Genomic DNA, 19,802 nt, shown 5'->3' with positions numbered 1-19,802 from the left:
TCATTTGTCAGTAGTTATTCTCGCCCCAATTCCCAATTCCCCATTCCCCATTCCCCATTCTCAATTCCCCATTCCCCATTCCCCATTCCCCATTCCCCATTCTCAATCCTATGGTTCAAAGTCGCTCTAGTCCAGCTGTAAGCATTCAATTAACGCCGATGCAAATTCCTGAAGCTTTACCTGTGGCAGGTTTAGCATTTGCAAATGCAGAAAATATCGATGTAGCTGGACGTAGTTTGCTCTTGCATCCTGGACATCCCAGCGAGATGATTGTGCAAGTGCAAAACTTAGAACAACGTCCTTTGCGGGTAAGCTTAAGCGTTGAAGGAAACTTTCCATCTCAGTGGTGTCAGATTGGTACAGAAGGCAGTGAGATACCGCCTCGTGGACAAATGGACGCTGTTCTCTACTTCTCAATTCCCGACACATTTTTTGAAGACCAGGAAGCAATTTCCCCTGGAAAAAAAGACAAACTAACACTCAATTTTCGCAGCCTAATTACTCTACATATAGACCCAGGCACGGACAACGAACAAATCGAAAGAAGCGAATATTTCGATTTATACATCCGTCCCTACACTGCCTACATGGAATTCTTGCCAATTTTGTATCGGGAAGTGGATTTTATTGGTCGCTTCATGAAGATATTTGAGCAAGCTTTTCAACCAATAGTTAATAGTTACAATGTCATGTGGGCAAACCTCGATCCCTTGACAGCACCGCAAGCACTACTACCATTTATGGCTCATTGGGTTGCTTGGCAAGTAGATTCAGTTTGGGATCTCCAACAACAGCGACGTTTAATTCGCCGGGCTGTAGAACTTTATCGCTGGCGGGGAACTCGTAAAGGATTGCGTCTCTATTTACATCTTTATACTGGTTTGCCGCTAGACGAACATTTACCTAATGAAGCCGATAAACATATTAGTATTACAGAACCTTTTGGCCCAAGTTTTATTATAGGAGATGCCCAATTAGGAAATGCCGTTTTAGCAGGTGGACAACCATATCATTTTATAGTGCGTTTGCGTTCCAACATTTCTAGTGGCATCATCAACGAAGAACTTATCCAAAGAATTATAGAGCAAGAAAAACCCGCTTTTTGCACCTATGAATTATCTATCGAAAATCCCTCTAATTAAATAATTCATAATAAAGTAACATTTAATCCAAAATCTAAAATTCAAAATCTAAAATTACTATGTCTCATCCTTTCCCACCTCCACCAATTAAATCTTTTGAACGCTTGCAAGCCGCAGACGGGTTACTAATCAATGCAGAACGCTGGCGCACAGCCCATGAATATCACCGGAATCGGCAAAATGCTCAATATCAAAGTTTAAACCAACCGGGAATTGTCTGTGGTTTGGGCGTGCGAGATGTGACTGCCCCAAGCCAAGTTGAAGCGAGATATCGAGATGGACGTTGGGTGCAAATTCAACCTGGTATTGCAATTGATTTAGCAGGTAATCTAATTGTTGTACCGACTTCTTATGATTTTCCCATTGATATAGAAGTAGTAAGTTCTGAACCGCTCATGATCTACTTAGTAGTTAGCTATGTAGATCCTGATGAATTGCGACGCGGACAGCAAAGAGATATTGTTCAAGAAACTTATCGAATTGACCAAAGAAACTCTACACCAGCCAGTTCAGAAATAGAAATATGTCGGATACTTCTGCAACCAGGACATACTGACATTACCCAACCTGCGGATGCTTTCTTTCCTGGATATAACAATATTGATTTACGTTATCGCCGTCAGGCACAAATGCGTCCCCAAGCACTTGTTTGTATGGCGCAGGCGACTCATAGCGATCCTGAATGTGCGCGTAATTTTTTCAGCCTTTCGTATTTATTACAAGCAGTGGAACCCCTATACCCAAGTTTGCGAGGGGCTGATGAACCAGGTCAGGTTTCTTTAGCAGAAAATATCCAAGACTTTGACATACTTTATCTAACAGGTGGACAAGCCATATCTTTAAATAGTCTCGAATTTGAATCCCTCAGAAATTACTTAAATTTAGGTGGTGTTCTTTTAGTTGATGCACCAACAAATGCTAATCCTCTCATTGAGAGTACTCAAGCCTTAGCACAACAATTAGAAAGTCCTTTAAGACCTTTAGAAGAATTGCAACGCAGTCATCCTTTAAGGACAAAACCGTTCTTATTTGCTGCCTTGCCAATGGTTAATCAACAGCAAATTAAACTGTTAATCGGTGGAGGAATTATTTTAGCAATTGGAGATTTAGCAACTGCTTGGGGACTGGATAGAGATTTGAGTTTACCCAGATTGACTATTCGTACAGCTCAGGAATTAGGGATTAATATTCTTCACTATGCTTGGAAGCGGCGACAGTTAATTGGTTTGCAACAAGAAGATAATTCAGGACAGTGGTGAAAGTGGTATTTTAGTCCTGACTTTTCACGGCATCTGGAAAACCTCTCTCTAAATCTCTCTCCTAAAAGGAGAGAGACTTTGAATTACCCCTTTTAATCCCACCGATGCATTGGGGGAAAAAAGAAATCTAGTACAGCACGACGGAAATAAACCACCCATTCCCAATCAACAAAACCCTTACACTGTCTTCATTTTTAATTTTTAATTTTTAATTCCGCCTTGCGGTACTAGTTCCCTCCCCTTTGCAAGGGGAGGGTTAGGGTGGGGTAAAACTGACGCGAAAAACTAAGTGAGTAAACTATTTTATGACTTGTGTATACAGCCACCGTAGTACTTTTTAAGGGGAGTTAGGGGAGATCGAAAAGTGCCTAAAGTCATAGCGAAACACTTTTCAAATAACCTCTGGGTGGAAACTTGGGAATCAAGAGTGCTTTCAATAGCAGATCAGGAATTTGCAAAAGTATCAACATTTACCGCTTCATGTCGAACTGGAATTAACATCACAAATTCTGTACCGTTCTCTGTAGAAGAATTACATTCGATTGAGCCACCATGTTTTTCCACTATAATTTGTCGAGCGATCGCTAATCCTAATCCCGTTCCTTTACCAACGCTTTTAGTAGTAAACAAGTGGTCAAATATTTTTTGTCTAACTGATTCATTCATACCTTTTCCATTATCAGCAATCTTCACCTCAACTTGGTTTTCTTTTAAAGAAGTGCTAATTTTAATTTGGTTTGGATTAACTGTTATCTCCTCAAAACTCCGACCTATATTTGATTCATCCAATGCATCAATAGCATTTGCTAAAATGTTCATAAATACTTGATTCAATTGTCCTGGAAAACATTGGATTTGGGGGAATTCACCATACTCAGTAACTACTTCAATTGCCGGACGCTTATCATTGGCTTTGAGACGATGTTTTAAAATTAGAATTGTACTATCAATGCCTTCATGGATGTTAAATGGTACTTTGTAATCTCTATCGGCACGAGAAAAAGTACGTAAGCTGGTGCTAATATTTTTGAGCCTGTCACAGGCTATCGTCATCGAATCAATCATCTTGGGCAAATCTTCTAAGCTATATTCTAAATCGATTTCTTCGGCATGGGTAAGAATTTCATCTCCAGGGGTAGGAAATCTTTGTTGATATAGTTTCAAGTGTTTGGTAACATCAATCAATGTTGGTTTAGCTTGTTGGAGACTGGCAGCAATAAAACCAAGAGGATTATTCATTTCATGAGCTACTCCAGCAACTAAGTTACCTAATGCAGACATCTTTTCACTTTGCACAATTTGTAATTGAGCTTGTTGCAAATCTTGTAAAGCTTGCCCAGCTTGCTGATAAAGTCGAGCATTTTCTAAGGCTATTGCTGCTTGAGAAGATAGTAGATTAATCACTTGTAAACGGTTACTAGTAAATACTCCTTGATTCAGTTGATTTTCTAGATAGAGAATCCCCACCAAATGACCTTGGTTAATAATGGGCGTACATAAAACACTTTGAGGTTGATGTAGGAGCATATATTCCCCAATTACACCAGGAATACTTGTTTTACAATTGTCTATGATGACAGTTTCTTGGGTATTCTTAACGTAATTGATCAGTTTTCTAGGAATATCTTGGCAAGCATCTAGTAGTTGTGAATCAAGAATGGTTTTGACATCAGTCTGAGAATTTGACTGTTGATCGATAAAGGTAATTGCCCGCACTTGCCAAATATCTTCTTGAGGAAGAATTAATACAGATGTTTTTGCACCAGAATTTTCTAGGATAATGCGAGTGAGACTGCTGATGAGTACGTCTAATTCGATACAACTGGAGATGGTTTGAGCGGCTTTGAGAATGCAGGTTAAATCTAGACCATCAGAAATATTAGTACTGCTGGTAGCGTAAGTGGATGTACGGGAAATGCTGGCTATGCTTTCTAAGGGATTGAAGTTGAATTCTTGCTGTTGCAAAATGGATTTGAGTAATTTGGGATAGCGTTTTTCCAAGTCATCAGTTTTGGCTTTTGCTCCCCAACGGGCATAACTGTAATATGCTTGTTGCAGATATCCTTCTGCGGCTTTTTCTTTACCCCACTCTAGGTAAAATTTGGCAGCAAGTTCATTCGCGATCGCAACTTCCTGAACATATTCATTGGCGATCGCTTCTTGGATAGCAATTTCATAATAATCTGCGGCTTGTAAGCGATCGCCAGTTACACGAGCTTGTTCAGCTAAAATTAAATTGTACTTATGCTGATAATTGACTGGCGCATGATCTGCCCATTCTTGCATTTTTGCCTGGTTTTGGGCTACTTTCTGGAGATAAAGCTGTTTCTGCGCTTCATTTACCTGAGAACAAAGGGCTAACAAGCTCAGAGATTGATAGAAATTCCGCAAAGGAACAATTAATAAGCCTGCTGCTCCCTGTTCATACTGCTCAAATTTTTGGGAATATTCCCAAGCAGATTCGTATTCACCAAAAAGATAAGCTAGTAGCGTTTTTGCCAAAAATACATAACAAATACCATTGATATTGTTAGTTTCAATCAAATTTGGCAACATTTCTACTTCGTGAAAATGCTTACCAGTTAAACAACAGGGATTGATCGCTTCTCCTTGTAAATTTAGAACTGTCTGCCGCCAAATATTTCCCCAAACGAGAGATACCTCTTGTTTAATCTGCTGCATTAGTTCGCAATATTTATCCGCCTCCGACACAGCATTTTCTAGGTTTTCTCCACTCCAAAAGAGAAATTGACAATAGCAATTGGCGCAATAGCCAACATATTCTAAATTTCCGGTTTCTAATCCACTTTGCAATCCATCTAAAAATAAACTTAATGTGGATTTAATTGAATCTTTCCAATGTTTAATAAACAGGCTGAATGTGAGATATACTCTGCTTTTAAGCTCTTTGGTTTGAAATTTATCTAAAAGTTGTACTGCTAGTTTTCCAAAGTTATAACCATCTTCAATTGCACCAATACTGCACAAAAATAATCCGTAGAGACTGTAAGCAACAGCTGCCTGTGGTGAGTTGCCACACTGGATGCAAATTCGGATCATTGTAAAAATCTTGAGCGGCAATAACATCGGTTTGGCTATATAAACCGGGGCAAACAAACCTGATAAAATGCGGAGTGCAACTAATTTTTGGGGATCGGTTATTTCTGGCAAATCTGCCAATGCTGCAATTGATTGATGAAGCAACATTTGTTGCAACTGGTGATGTTCATCAAAAATCATTTGAGGATTACCTTCTTCAGGTAACGTCAAATCTAGTAATTGGAGTGCTTCTCTACCTGTAGCTATTGCTTCAACGAATTTATTTTGTGCTGTATAAGATTGGATTTGAATCTCATAGGTACGAACTTTTTCTAACGGAGATTTAGCGTTTTTGAGGATAATCTCTACTAATGATTTTGATGACTCAAAGTTTGTATTGAGATATTCTGCTTCAGCCGCAGATTCGTAAACAGCAAGGGCTAAATCGTAGCTACTTTGCCAAACATTTATCGGTAATAGAAGCATCGCCACTTTTAAATAATCAACTGCTGTCGCATAAGCAGTGGAATTCTTGGCTTTACAACCAGCTATCAGATTTAACCGGGCTAGGTGTTCTCGTTCACCAGGTTCCTCTAATAAATCTAGTCCGTAATTGAATTGGTTAGCGATCGCAAAAATTCCTGCCTCTTGTTGCTCTGGAGGTGTATTTTGCAACAACAATCGCCCAATTTGCAGGTGTGTTGACTGTTTTTCGGCTTCTGGAATGAGTGAATATGCAGCTTGCTGGACGCGATCGTGTAAAAATTTATATACAACCATCTCAGAATGTTCTTGAGTAGCTGCTTGATTTTCTGAACCAACAAAAAACTTATAAACCTCACTTTGCGGCAAAATCAACCCTTCTTGCAAAGCCTTCCACAAGCAATCTGCGGTTTCTACCTCCGATTGTTTAGAAACAATCGCTAATGTTTTTAAATCAAACTGATTTCCAATACAAGCAGCTAGCTTCAATTGTTGTTGAGTTGATTCTGGTAGTCTTCGTAATTGAAATACCATAAACTCAACAACATCATCTGCGAGAGTTTGTTGATTTATTTGGGAAATGTCACATTGCCAACATCCCTCTACGAAATTAAATTGAATCAGTTTATCTTGATATAATGATTTGAGAAGCTGAGTTGCGAAAAATGGATTACCTTGAGCTTTACGATAAATCAATTGTGAAAGAGATAACGCCACACTTTCTGCACAATTTAACGTATCAGCTACAAGTTGATTTAATTGTAATTGGTTAAGCGGCTTCAGGATTAACCTATTGACAGTTACACCTGTTTTGTGAATTTTATCCAACATCACCATCAACGGATGTGCGGGAAATACTTCATTGTCTCGATACGCACCAATTAACAATAAATATCCCTGATTAGCTTCATTCATTAATAATTGCATCAGTTTCAATGAAGCCGAATCTACCCACTGCAAGTCATCTAAGAATATGACTAAGGGATGTTCTTTAGTTGTAAATACTTGGAGAAATTTTTGAAATAATAAATTAAATCGGTTTTGTGCTGCGTTACCTGATAATTCTGGTGCAGGTGGTTGTCTGCCAATAATTCTTTCTAATTCAGGAATGACTTCAATAATTACCTGTCCGTCTTCACCTAATGCTTGAACAATTTTATTCTTCCATTCTTGTAGTTGAATACTGCTTTCTGCTAATAGCTGCTCCATAAAATTGCGGAAAGCTTGGACAAATGCGGAAAAAGGAATATTTTTATTAAATTGGTCAAATTTACCTTTGATAAAATAACCGCGTTGACGAACAATAGGTTTATGGATTTCGTTAACAACCGCAGTTTTACCAATCCCTGAAAATCCAACTACCAGTGTTATTTCTGTTGCCCCTAGACTGACATTTTCAAATGCTTGTAGTAAGGTTTCTACTTCTAATTTTCGACCATAGAGTTTATCAGGGATAATAAATCTATCGCACATATCCCGTTGTGCAATGGGGAAACTTTCAATTTGTCCTGTTGTCTTTAGTTGAGACAAACTAATGTCTAAATCATACTTCAATCCGAATATACTCTGATAGCGATCTTCAGCATTTTTTGCCATTAATTTGCTGACGATATCTGAAATTACAGGTGGTATTTGTGAGTTAATTTTATATATTAAGGGTGCTATTTTAGCAATATGGGAATGCACCAACTCCATTGCTTCATTTGATTGAAAAGGTAACTTTCCTGTGAGTAACTCGTAGAAAGTTACACCAAGTGAATAAAAATCAGTCCGGTAGTCAATCCCCCGATTCATTCTCCCTGTTTGTTCTGGAGAAATATAAGCTAGTGTTCCTTCTAACACATTGGGGCTGATTAGCGTTTGCGTTTCTCTTGGTAATAGAGAGGCAATACTAAAGTCGATTAATTTAACTTGTTTGGAATCAGGATTAATTAAGATGTTGCTCGGTTTGATGTCTTTATGAATAATGCGCTGACTATAAAGTATCTCTAAGGCGTTACACAGTGCGATCGCTATTTGCAAAAACTCTTGTAAAAACCTGATATCTCGCGTATGTTCACGAGTAAAATAATCTTTGAGAGAAATGCCGCCAAAATCTTCCATCACCAACGCATAGCCATTTTGATACACCTCCAGGCTATAGGTTTGGATGATCAGGGATGAGTTGAGATTTTTGGCAATGGTGTATTGATTGCGAAACTGCACCAGTTCATTGAAGGAGGGATATGGATTTTTCAACAGTTTGATCACTACAGGTAATGAGTCAGTTTCTCGATACCCCCGATAAACTATAGTTCTCGAACCATTGTAGATTTCTTCAATAACTTGATATCCGGAAATACTAACATGAGTGCTGAACATATTGCTAAATCCTAGTGATTTATAAACTTATTGTTCCCAAATTAGTAAGGGTAATTTAATGTTTATTGGTAAATATTACTGTGAGTTAATTTTAGATTTAAAATTCCCAGGCTCTTGATAAAAATTGATGACAAGCAAATTTAGGCAGACATTATTTCTAAAGTCCAGCAGTGGAGAAAAATTTTTAAGGCATCAAATGCAGACATAAAATACCCCACACAAAAGTGTCGAGGTTTTCAGTAGGAAACTGCAAAATGTAGTACTTTTTTAAAAAATGATTACGACAGATGTAGGTTGGATTTAAGAACTAAATCCAACGTTAAAAACCTTAATTTTGTTGGATTTCACTACGTTTAACCCAACCTACGCATCTGTCACATTATTTTCGCAAATTGCTATAATCTAATAATTTTTCAAGCCAAAAATGCCCTTATTAGGGCTGGAGAAAGATTAAAGGGAAAGGGATTAAAAACCTTTCGCTCTTTCCCTTTAACTTTTAAAGAGCCAAGTTAGAGAGACGCTATAAATCGCCGTCTCTACAGGGGATTTACCCATCAATTATTTATTGCGAATTGCGAATTGGTTTAATGGAGAGGCTCCTTGCTCCATTGCCTCTTTTTCAATCACGCTTTTCTGGAATTACCGCATAAGCATCAATTTCAAACAACATACCGTCAAGTGCAAGTCTAGGAACGGGAATAAGAGTGTTTGCTGGTGGTTTATTCCCCCAAAAATTCCCAATTTCACGTCCTAACGGGATCAATTTATTTTGGTTGTAATCCACTATAAGAACGGTAGTCTTTGCTACATCTTGTGGCTGTGCACCAACCGCTGCTAAGGCATAACGGAGGTTTTTAAAAGCCTGTATTAACTGCTTTTCAAAGTCAGCGGAGACAAGATTACCTTGTAAATCCGAACCAAATTGACCAGAAATATAGACGGTTCTCGCCCTTGCTGGTGTAATAGCTATATGACTATAACCATTTTGGGTTGGATTATATAAGGTTGGTGGGTTCACCAATTTCAACTCTTGCTTGTCTTTGTCTTTGGCGCTCACTTCATTTTGTGTTGCCACCATCAAGGCGGTAGTTACTCCGCTACCTCCAAGCCACAGAAGTGCATTTCGTCGCGAGAAGTTTGCCACTAGTGAATTTACAGCACTGGTAATACGTCTAGTCATTAAAGCTCCTGAAATATGAGTTCTCTATTTTTGCTCATACTGAGTTCTATTATCTACCAAATTGGAGTAAAAAAGCACTAGTTAAGAGGTAAATTTAAGGGTGCTCACGCAATTGCAACATATAAAACAGGAGTCAGAATACAGAATTCAGAATTCAGAATACTCTACCCATAAAGGGATAGAGTTTTAAGACGAGAATATTTTAATTTTTTTCGCCCACTAGGGGCGTTAGCGCAGCGGGACGAAGTACGGTTTTAACCAATATTCGTCACCCAGTCGTACAGAATTCATACTGAATTCTGACTCCTGAGTTCTGAATTCTTCTTATAAAACCTACAATTTGTTCAAACTAGTTTTAGCACCCTGCCACCTGTGCAAAATCGGCATGGTAAACAATCCCCACGCCAAACCTGTAATCAACCCAAAAGGCGTAACCAGATAGTTATTAAAATTCCACAAACCAAAAACTTGTGCTGCTAATTCCAAAGGATAAGCCATCATCAGCACACTGGCTAAAGCAGCACCACTCCAACCATACTGACTTAACCAGTAAAATCCTTTACCACCAGTTAGCCCATACAGCAGACGAGTAATTAGCAAACCTGTGACAGTGCCGTAACAGCGCATACACACAGCCATAATAAACGGTGGTGCTAAATCTAACCCCATCTCTGGTTGCGGACACACATGATTACCCATGAAATAAATGATGTCCGCAATCCCAGGAAGCAAAGACACTCCAGACGCAGCCAAAAAGGGAGCGATAGGCGGGCCAAAAACCATTCCTACCAACAAGAAATCAGCTATCAAACTGATCCCATTAATCTGCAACTCTTCACTGAAAGCTACTCTTGTCATTTCCCTTTGTCTGCGTCTTTGCGTCTACGTTTTCTTAACCTACCTTATTTACATACGGACTTGTCAACTTATCCAACTGCTGAATCAACAGACTGAGGAACAATCCTACATCTGTTACTACACCTACCGATTCTACAGAACCGCGATCGCTTAACTTAGTTACCACAGCTGGATTAATATCGACACACACCATTTTCACACCAGCCGGAGTCATATTCCCCACGCCAATGGAGTGCAGCATTGATGACAGCATCAAAATCATCTCTGCGCCTTCTAGGTGTTTGGCATATTCTTCCTGTGCTTTAATCAAATCCATTACGGTATCAGGCAAAGGCCCGTCATCCCGAATCGATCCCGCAAGCACAAAAGGTACATTATTGTGGACACATTCATACATCACGCCACTTTTAATTGCCCCCGCCTCCACAGCTTTAGGAATGCTGCCATAACGGCGGATGCTATTAATTACCTTGAGGTGATGGCGGTGTCCACCACGAACGGCGACACCCCGCTTCATGTCTACACCCAAGGAAGTGCCCATGATATTTTGCTCGATGTCGTGAACTGCGATCGCATTTCCACCAAGCAACGCCTGTACATATCCTTCTCGAACCAGTTGCGCCAGATGTTCACCGCCACCAGTGTGAATCACCACGGGGCCAGCCGTGACAACTACTTTACCGCCAGCATCACGGATTTTACGCAATTCCCAAGCTACTTGCTCAACGACTAATTCCACACGCCGTTCGCTGGAAACACCCGCCGACATAAAGCTGAATTCTTGAGTGCTGCGTTGTTCGCGTGATTCAGTTTTGCGGATGGTGCGGATGCCTAATACATCTACAATTACTTGTTCGCCAACTTCTAAATCGCGGAGGATTTTACACCGAGCAACTAAGCCAGAAGGAGTTTGAGTAATTGCGATCGCGCCATCCATCCGCTGATTTTCTACCTTCACCCACTGACCCTTTATTCGGACTTCGGTAGGATAAATTGTACTTACGTAGAAATCATCGGGCGCAACACCATTTTGGATCACAGGCTCCAGGATGGCATCTCGCTCATCATGGGGTAAATCTACTGCACCCAAATCAATCAATAGGGAGATGATTTCTTCCATCACCTCATGAGATGGTGCTGATACCCTCACCTCTGCGGCTGAAGTACTTTGCCGTTGTTCTCCCAAGTTGAAATTCAGGACTTGGAAACTTCCCCCGGCATCTATAATCAAATCCAAGGCGCGGTTAATTAAGCCAGCGTCGAGTAAGTGTCCTTCCATGCGAATGACGCGGCTTTCTACCGAGACATTGGCATGAATTTCATCTCTAACTGGTTCTGTTACCCGCAAAGTTAAGCATTTAGCCGCACCACCAGCTTTGAGAAATTCTGTCAGTGGTGTTTCCAGCACTTGGAAACCTAAATCTGCAAGGCGGGTTTTCAAAGCTTCACTCGCCTTGTTCATGATCACAATGCTGTCCACATTTACCGCATTACAAGCGAAGTTGACTGCATCGGCTTCAGCAAGGGCGATTCGCTTTTCGGGTGCGACTCGCATTTCAATTAAGCGGTTGGAGTAAGAATCAAAAGCGCCTGGATAGTACAGCAAATAGCCATTTGCTAAGGGACAAAAACAGGTATCCAGATGATAGAAACGTTCGTCGATGAGTCGCAGGGAGAGCACCTCAATATCCAGCCATTTAGCTAGATAAGGGTGAGAATCTAATTCCGAGCGGAAACCGTATCCTGCCCATAACCAGCGTCCTTCCCGATCTAGCAGTGCATCTCCTGCTCCCTCAAAGGGCAAATCTTTAGGAAGTTCATTAACTGTATAACCATTATCCTCAAACCATTGTTTGAAGAAAGGCTCCTCTCCCTGACGTTCTTTATGTAAAAAGCGACTGAGGACGACAGTATCCCCTAGTACTAAGCCAGCGTTGGCGGTAAAAACCAAATCAGGCCAACCTTTTTCAGGTGGTACTAAGTCTACAATGGCGTGTTCTTTAAGAATCTGGTGTAGTCCCTGCCACTGTTCCACGGCGCGATCGCGCGATGATTTGTGAATATTCCCTTCCATCCAAGGATTAATCACATAGTCCACATCGTAGTGGTCAGGAGGACACATTAAAAAGCGAATCCGGGAAGTCATAAAAATCTTACAAGCGTTTTATATGCTACAAGCTTACTTTGAATACAGATTTTTGTTTTTCTACACTTGGTAAAATCTGCTACTAAAGCTTCTACCTTCTGATAGTCGAAGGCTTTACAAAGGCTTCGTTACTAATTCTATTACTCGAAGATGGTAATAAGTACAGAAGGTGGCAAAATGCCAATAATGTCAAAACTGCTCGGTTAAGGGGCAAGAAAAAACACCATGATAAGCAGCAAATAGCAAATATTGGTTGCGATCGCTCTCTTTCTCTATCTACTTTGCAACAAAATACGGGCGTCCGAAGTCATAGAAAATTTTTTCGCTTAACTTCGGGCCAGGTATGTACCAAAAAACTCGACCAATGACCAATGACCGAATGGCACTAAGAAAAGCCAAAAGACTTATTGTATCCTCGTTCCCAGCCTCCAGGCTCGGCCTCTTGTCAAGAAAGAGGAGGCGGAGCCTCCGAGAATGATTTCCCAGCCTGGAGGCTGGGAACCAGTTGGGGCAAGGGCTGTATCTTAACTTAGTGCCATTTGACAAATGACCAATGACAAATGACAAATGACAAATGACCAATCAAGCAGTCACTATATAAGGCGAGTTGATTGCTGCTACACTACCAGCATCTACCAAAGCTTGATACACGATCGCCGCTACTTCACCGCGTGTAGCATCGCGGGTAGGATTGAGTTGTTTCAGGTTCGGGTAATTGACGATAATTTCCTTGTCTATAGCTTTTATTACCTCATCTTTGGCATATTCAGGAATCTTGGCTTGGTCATCAAAAACTTTGATGTTTGCTGTACCATCAGCAGATAACTTAAGTCCATTCACCAGAGAGACAATGACTTGCACACGCTGAATATTTTTGTTAGGGCCAAAGGTATTGTCGGGAAAACCAGAGAGAAATGAACCTTGATATGCCTGCTCAATAACTTTAGATGCCCAGAAGTCTGCTGGTACATCTTTGAATTTGATCACTGCGCGGTTGGGCGATGGGTTGAAAGCTTTTACCAGTAATGCGGCGTATTGTGCCCGTGTCATGGTTGCATCGGGTTTAAATGTGCGATCGGGGAAACCATTAATTATTCCCAATTTGACTAATTCCCGAATAAACCCACCTGCCCAATGATTCGCAATATCGGTTAATTCGATAGTAGGAGTTGGAGTTGGAGTTGGAGTTGGCGTTGGCGTTGGAGTTGGAGTTGGCGTTGGCGTTGGAGTTGGAGTTGGCGTGGGTGTTGGAGTTGGAACCGAACTATCTGCAAACTCTACATTTCCAGTGACTTTAGACGCATCTATTTTATTTCCTAGAGAAATCAGCTTATTGGAAGTGGCATTTTGCAAATCAAATTTACCGTTATTGCGTAGAGTATTGCCTCCTGGATTATTAGTACTGCCGATATCTGGTAGGGCAGTTCCAATTACTGTGATGCCATCGTCAGTATTATTTTCACAGACATTATTACGTAATAGGGGACGAGAACTACCAGAGATGACAATTCCAGAACGGTTTTCGTAAATTCTGTTATCTCGAAGGATGGGTGATGCAGTATCACTAATAGCGATGCCAAAACCTGTTTTGAAGAAGGTATTATTTTCAATTTGGCCTTTGGAATTTTTTGCGATCGCAATTCCATTGGCTGCATTCTCACTGAACACATTACCTAGAATAACTGGATTAGCCTCGCCTGTAGCAAATACACCCTCCCGCTTACAGTTTTTGAAGGTGCTATTGGCAACAGTAGGGGCAGTTGATTCAATCCAGACACCACTACCACGACTAGCCAGATTTGTTACAGTCACTCCTCGTAGTTCAGCTTTATCCAGAAGCACAAATGTTACATTCTGACCAGCAAAAGTACGGCTTAGATAATTACCACTCCCTTCAATCAAAATGCGATCGCCTTTGTTGGTTTCATTACCCACCACTGTCACCCCAGATGCGATCGTTAACGGAAAGACTTCACCGCTAGCAGCATTGTAATTACCATCTGCTAGTTGAATCTTGGTATCAACAGTAGCTACCTTGAGGGCTTGGGTAATAGTTTTGAAGGGGGCTTGTTGGCTACCTGGGTTGGTATCGCTGCCTGATACTGAATTTACGTAAAAAGTTTGAGCCATATTTATACTTCAATAAAATACATAGCTATCCTAGCGCTAACCATGAAAGTAGGTAGCGGTTGATGCATTAAGTAACTTAAAGTATTTTTCACTGGAAATAAAAAATGACGCAAATGCTTTTCGGTTTCACTACTAATCTGTCCCATTAATTTTGAGGAGAGAATAAGTTTGTAGTCAGGACTTTAGTCCTGGATTTTTAAGCACTAAAGTGATTACTACGAACATCAACTAAAAAAGGGAGAAGCAGGGAGAAGAGTTTCCCCTCTGCCTCTCTATCGTTATCCCCTCTTAATAAGGCCACTTCCAATCGCGAATTTCCGGCATATCGTCGCCGTACTTCTCAATGTAGTGCTTGTGTTCGATCAGTCGATCTTGCATTTGCTGTTTGACATAAGCTGCTTTAGATCCTAACTTGGGTACGCGATTAATTACATCAATGACTAAATGGAAGCGATCTAGATCGTTAAGCACAACCATATCAAACGGAGTGGTGGTAGTTCCCTCTTCCTTGTAGCCACGCACATGGAGGTTTTTGTGATTAGTTTGGCGATAAGTTAGGCGATGAATCAGCCAAGGATAGCCATGAAAGGCAAAAAGAATCGGTTTATCGGTGGTGAAAATTGTGTCAAAGTCTTTTTCACTTAAACCGTGGGGATGTTCGCTTTTTGGCTGTAGTGTCATCAAATCCACTACATTCACTACCCGCACCTTTAAGTCGGGGAAGTGCTGGCGCAGAATGTCTACAGCCGCCAAGGTTTCTAAGGTGGGAATATCCCCAGCACAACCCAGCACTACATCTGGTTCGCCGCCTTTGTCGTTGCTTGCCCATTCCCAAATACCGATACCTTTGGTGCAGTGCTTGATAGCAGCATCCATGTTGAGATATTGCAATGCGGGTTGCTTACCAGCAACAATGACGTTGACATAGTTGCGGCTTCTCAAGCAGTGGTCAGTTACCGATAGCAAAGTGTTGGCATCGGGGGGCAAATAAACGCGGACGATCTCTGCTTTCTTATTGATTACATGGTCAATAAAACCAGGGTCTTGGTGGGAAAAGCCGTTATGGTCTTGTCGCCAAACATGGGATGTGAGTAAGTAATTGAGAGAAGCAATTGGTCTACGCCAGGGAATATCTCTGGTTGTTTTCAGCCATTTGGCGTGCTGATTGAACATTGAGTCAATGATGTGGATGAACGCCTCATAGCAAGAGAAAAATCCGTGGCGTCCTGTGAGGAGGTAGCCTTCTAACCATCCTTGACAATTAGTTTCGCTGAGAATTTCCATCACCCGACCATCGGGGGAAAGATGGTCATCTTCTGGGAGTTTCTCAGCTACCCAAGTCCGGTCTGTGACTTCTAACACACCACCTAAGCGATTCGATGCTGTTTCGTCGGGGCCGACGATGCGGAAGTTGCGGCTTTCTTGGTTAAGTCGCATGATATCCCGCAAGAATTTTCCGGCAACTTGGGTAGCTTCAGCGATCGCTTTCCCTGGTTCAGAAACATCTACAGCATAGTCTTGAAAATCGGGCATTTTCAGGTCATGCAGCAAAATACCGCCGTTAGCGTGGGGATTGTCACCCATGCGTCGATGCCCTTTGGGGGCTAATTCTGCTAGTTCTGGAATCAGTGTGCCGTTAGCGTCGAAGAGTTCTTCTGGTTGGTAACTCTTCATCCAATCTTCTAGGAGTCTTAGATGGTCTGGCTGTTTGGCGATATTGCCAAAGGGAACTTGGTGCGATCGCCAAGAACCTTCAGTTTTTTTACCATCTACTTCCTTTGGCCCTGTCCAACCTTTGGGGGTTCTCATGACAATCATCGGCCACTGAGGACGTTCGGTGAAACCATGTACGCGGGCTTCTCTTTGGATACTTTGAATTTCTGCGATCGCTATATCTAGAGTCGCCGCCATCTGCTGGTGGACATCTGCGGGATCGTCACCTTCGACAAAGTAGGGCTTGTAGCCGTAGCCTACAAATAAGCTTTCTAATTCCTCATGGCTGATGCGTGCCAATACTGTTGGGTTCGCAATTTTATACCCATTCAAGTGAAGGATCGGCAGTACAGCCCCATCATGCACAGGGTTAAGAAACTTGTTGGAATGCCAGCTAGTTGCTAAAGCACCTGTTTCAGCTTCGCCGTCACCCACAACAGCAGCAACGATCAAGTCAGGGTTATCAAAGGCAGCACCAAAAGCGTGGACGAGGGCATAACCTAGTTCCCCGCCTTCGTGAATGGAACCAGGGGTTTCCGGTGCAACGTGGCTGGGAATACCACCAGGGAAAGAAAATTGTTTGAAGAGTTTCTGGATTCCTTCTGCATCTTGGGAGATGTTGTGATAGTACTCGGTGTAAGTGCCTTCTAGATAGGTGTTGGCTACCAGTCCAGGGCCTCCATGACCAGGCCCAGCAATATAGATGGTGTTGAGGTCATATTTTTTGATGACCCGATTCAGGTGAACATAGATCAAGTTCAGCCCTGGTGTTGTTCCCCAATGCCCCAAGAGTCTGGGTTTGACGTGTTCCAGCTTTAGCGGTTCTCTCAGCAGCGGATTGTCAAGTAGATATATTTGCCCAACAGAAAGATAGTTAGCTGCACGCCAGTAGGCGTTTATCTTCCGTAATTCTTCATCTGTTAAAGGCTTTGTTTGTGGAGTCGTTGCTAATGTCATTTCGACACTCCATTCCAAAAGGTTTTTGATGGGTTCATCAGTAAGCAATTATACTTGTTTTCCAAATGATGGCCATCTACCCATGATGATTTTTCAGCCTTTGTGGCTAAATTGCTTGGTTTTGGGCACAGGATGGAAAGCGATGCCTACGAAGGGCTATGCCTACTAGTACCGCAAGGCGGAATTAAAAATTAAAAATTAAAAATGAAGACAGGGTAAGGGTTTTGTTGATTGGGAATGGGTGGTTTATTTCCGCCGTGCTGTACTAGTCTGTCAAATTCATTTTGACGGTTAGAGAGACGGCGATTTATCGCCGTCTCTACAAGGATCAATCTTTCGTCTTGAGGGCGATTTATCGCGTCTTTGGATCTAGAATTTTCATCAAAAACCTTAACCGAACCCTATTGTATTAATACCAATACGTTTCGGTTAAGGGTTATTGGTGTAGGTAATTGGTCTTTGAAGACGCGATTAATCGCGTCTCTAGATGACTGTAACAAGCGATTGGGCGTGTTAAGGGTTCCCTCTCTACACAATTAAGTTCTCCGAATCAAACCAGATTCCTAATACAATGAGGCAAAAGCTATGAAGAAGTATAAAGAAATCTTACGTGTTGTCCTTGCCATATCCATCATTGTGGTTGGAGTCACACATTTTGTGATTCCAGAACCATACGTCAAAATTATGCCACCGCAACTTCCTTATCCTTTAGGATTAGTTTATCTCAGTGGCTTTTATGAAATTTTGGGTGGTATTGGGTTATTAGTTCCGCCTGTAAGTCAAGCTGCTGCTTGGGGACTTATTGCTCTTTTTATTGCGGTTTTCCCAGCCAATATCAACATGGCGGTTAATCACATTCAGCTAGAACATATACCAAACTCACCTTGGGTACACGTAGTTAGACTTCCTTTTCAAGCCGTTTTAATTGCTTGGGCTTGGTGGTACACAAAACCTTCGTTTGGGGAAAAACAAGCTTCTATCATTCCTAAGTCACTGATTCCCAAGGAACTAGAATGAGAATAAGTGCGTTTTTTATATCTGAATCATGCGCCTTACAACTTTGTTTGGAATAACACTCTCGTTAGCAATTGGCATTGGAGGAGTTACGCTTTCGGTGACTGAAGCTGTGCAGCTTAGAGATGGCCTAGTCTATTTCGTCCAACCGCCAACACTTGTTAACGCGACAACTACTTACAAAGATGTGAATGTTTGGGGTGCAACTTACTATTTCACTATCAATGTGCCGGAAAATGCTGGAGAATCCCTTCAGAAAGTTACGATCGCACAAAAAGAGGGATCAGAAAATATCCGCTACAATCTTAATGATACCCGTGCATTTTTCGGCACACGCGATCGCAAAGAAACCCAACTGAAACTAGGCCCAGTCACAAACGAGCGCAAGACACGCACGGTTATTGTAAACTTTGACCCGCCTGTGATTCCGGGACAGACAATTACAATCGCCCTCCGCCCTGTGAATAATCCGAGCTTTTCTGGTGTCTACTTATTGGGTGTCACAGCATTTCCTGTAGGTGAAAAATCTCATGGTCAATTTCTTGGCTTTGGACGGTTTCAGTTCTACAACAATAGGAGAAACTGGTGGTTCCGATAGAGGGAATAGGAGTGGGGAATGGGGAATATTTTCTACAAGTACGGCGTTGGGAATGGGTGTGGAAATATTTGTGAGATGTGTGGAGAAGTTTTTGCATTAATTGAGTAGGTGTAAATTAGCTGTTTTTTTTACCCTGTTTAATTTACACCCAACTTTCCCAAGAAATTTCTCTTACTTGTCGCATTCGCTCAAAGTCGCTATCAGATGAAACAAGAGTCAATGAATGACGTAAAACTGTAGCAGCTATCCAGAGGTCATTTTCACTAATGCCTATGGTATTTAGTTTGGTTGTTTTACGTTTATTTTTTTCTTTTGGGCCGAATTGTTTGATAATTTCTGATTTAAAATCACTGTAGATTTCTGTTGTTTCTTTGTCGATCCCGTATAGGTTAATTCGTTTGAGAAATACATTAATCTTTATTAAATTAGCAGCTTTTTGATGTGAGTTTTGTGCCATAAAGTGTAACTCACCAGCAACAATAACACTGGTTGCTAATTGTACCTGACCAAGCGATCGCAAGTGATTTACAACGCTAGGCACACCTTCCATCAAGAAAGAACAGTGATTAGTATCCAGTGGATACATAATTAAAATTCTAGAGGTATCCGACTGTCATGAACTAGTTGCAGGCATTCTCTAATATCTGAACCTTCCCAACTGCCGACAAATTCTAATAAATCTTCAGCAGTAGAACCTGTTAAGGTATGCTCTGTTGTAAGCATCTGAGCAGATTGGCTATCTGAAGATATGCTGTTTGTTTGATGTTTGGCTTGCAAAAATTGCACAAAATCTAAAATTTCCTGTAATAAGGGTTCAGGTAATTTTTCTAGTTCTTGATTAATTTGTTCCTTAGTAGTCATTATTGTCCCTGTGTTTACAAGGTTTAAAAACTGGGTATTGATTTATATATTATCTAATATT

The 19,802-nt window shown here is 41.2% G+C and carries 12 protein-coding genes; 4 read left to right on the top strand and 8 right to left on the bottom strand.

Annotation, left to right across the window (positions count from 1 at the left end):
- The first annotated feature begins 110 nt into the window (after positions 1 to 110).
- Both HUN01_RS34010 and HUN01_RS34005 read left to right on the top strand, forming a co-directional pair.
- Positions 111 to 1,142, top strand: coding sequence for a phage tail protein (locus HUN01_RS34010; RefSeq protein WP_181929855.1), 1,032 nt, complete (start codon positions 111 to 113; stop codon positions 1,140 to 1,142).
- A gap of 59 nt (positions 1,143 to 1,201) precedes the next feature.
- Positions 1,202 to 2,401 (top strand): DUF4159 domain-containing protein, encoded by a 1,200-nt coding sequence (locus HUN01_RS34005; protein WP_181929854.1) that lies wholly within the window; start codon positions 1,202 to 1,204, stop codon positions 2,399 to 2,401.
- 444 nt (positions 2,402 to 2,845) lie between these two features.
- On the opposite strand, the gene HUN01_RS34000 is transcribed toward HUN01_RS34005, so the two are convergent.
- From HUN01_RS34000 to HUN01_RS33975, 6 genes are all read right to left on the bottom strand, one after another.
- Positions 2,846 to 8,284, bottom strand: coding sequence for an ATP-binding sensor histidine kinase (locus HUN01_RS34000; RefSeq protein WP_181929853.1), 5,439 nt, complete (start codon positions 8,282 to 8,284; stop codon positions 2,846 to 2,848).
- A gap of 619 nt (positions 8,285 to 8,903) precedes the next feature.
- Positions 8,904 to 9,464, bottom strand: a complete 561-nt coding sequence (locus tag HUN01_RS33995) for a RidA family protein (protein WP_181929852.1) — start codon at positions 9,462 to 9,464, stop codon at positions 8,904 to 8,906.
- 333 nt (positions 9,465 to 9,797) lie between these two features.
- Positions 9,798 to 10,322 (bottom strand): DUF2085 domain-containing protein, encoded by a 525-nt coding sequence (locus tag HUN01_RS33990; RefSeq protein ID WP_181929851.1) that lies wholly within the window; start codon positions 10,320 to 10,322, stop codon positions 9,798 to 9,800.
- A 34-nt stretch (positions 10,323 to 10,356) separates the two neighbouring features.
- Positions 10,357 to 12,468, bottom strand: coding sequence for a bifunctional arginine dihydrolase/ornithine cyclodeaminase (argZ, locus tag HUN01_RS33985; protein WP_181929850.1), 2,112 nt, complete (start codon positions 12,466 to 12,468; stop codon positions 10,357 to 10,359).
- Positions 12,469 to 13,050: 582 nt separating this feature from the next.
- Entirely contained in the window at positions 13,051 to 14,598 is a 1,548-nt protein-coding gene (locus HUN01_RS33980) for a DUF1565 domain-containing protein (RefSeq protein WP_181929849.1), read from the bottom strand.
- Positions 14,599 to 14,886: 288 nt separating this feature from the next.
- On the bottom strand, positions 14,887 to 17,268 hold the full coding sequence (locus tag HUN01_RS33975; RefSeq protein ID WP_181929848.1) for a phosphoketolase family protein: 2,382 nt from the start codon (positions 17,266 to 17,268) through the stop codon (positions 14,887 to 14,889).
- Positions 17,269 to 17,853: 585 nt separating this feature from the next.
- Between HUN01_RS33975 and HUN01_RS33970 the strand changes: the two genes are divergently transcribed.
- Together HUN01_RS33970 and HUN01_RS33965 are read left to right on the top strand one after the other, a co-directional pair.
- On the top strand, positions 17,854 to 18,285 hold the full coding sequence (locus tag HUN01_RS33970; RefSeq protein WP_181929847.1) for a DoxX family protein: 432 nt from the start codon (positions 17,854 to 17,856) through the stop codon (positions 18,283 to 18,285).
- 28 nt (positions 18,286 to 18,313) lie between these two features.
- A complete protein-coding gene (locus HUN01_RS33965) occupies positions 18,314 to 18,880 on the top strand; it encodes a DUF2808 domain-containing protein (RefSeq protein WP_181929846.1) in 567 nt (188 codons plus the stop codon).
- 142 nt (positions 18,881 to 19,022) lie between these two features.
- On the opposite strand, the gene HUN01_RS33960 is transcribed toward HUN01_RS33965, so the two are convergent.
- The gene (locus tag HUN01_RS33960; RefSeq protein WP_181929845.1) at positions 19,023 to 19,466 is read right to left on the bottom strand and encodes a type II toxin-antitoxin system VapC family toxin; all 444 of its coding nucleotides are present in this window, start codon (positions 19,464 to 19,466) and stop codon (positions 19,023 to 19,025) included.
- 2 nt (positions 19,467 to 19,468) lie between these two features.
- A complete protein-coding gene (locus HUN01_RS33955; RefSeq protein WP_181929844.1) occupies positions 19,469 to 19,741 on the bottom strand; it encodes a DUF2281 domain-containing protein in 273 nt (90 codons plus the stop codon).
- Positions 19,742 to 19,802 lie beyond the last annotated feature (61 nt).

The organism is Nostoc edaphicum CCNP1411 (assembly GCF_014023275.1).
GTDB lineage: Bacteria > Cyanobacteriota > Cyanobacteriia > Cyanobacteriales > Nostocaceae > Nostoc > Nostoc edaphicum_A.
This window is presented reverse-complemented; position numbering and strand designations above follow the sequence as displayed.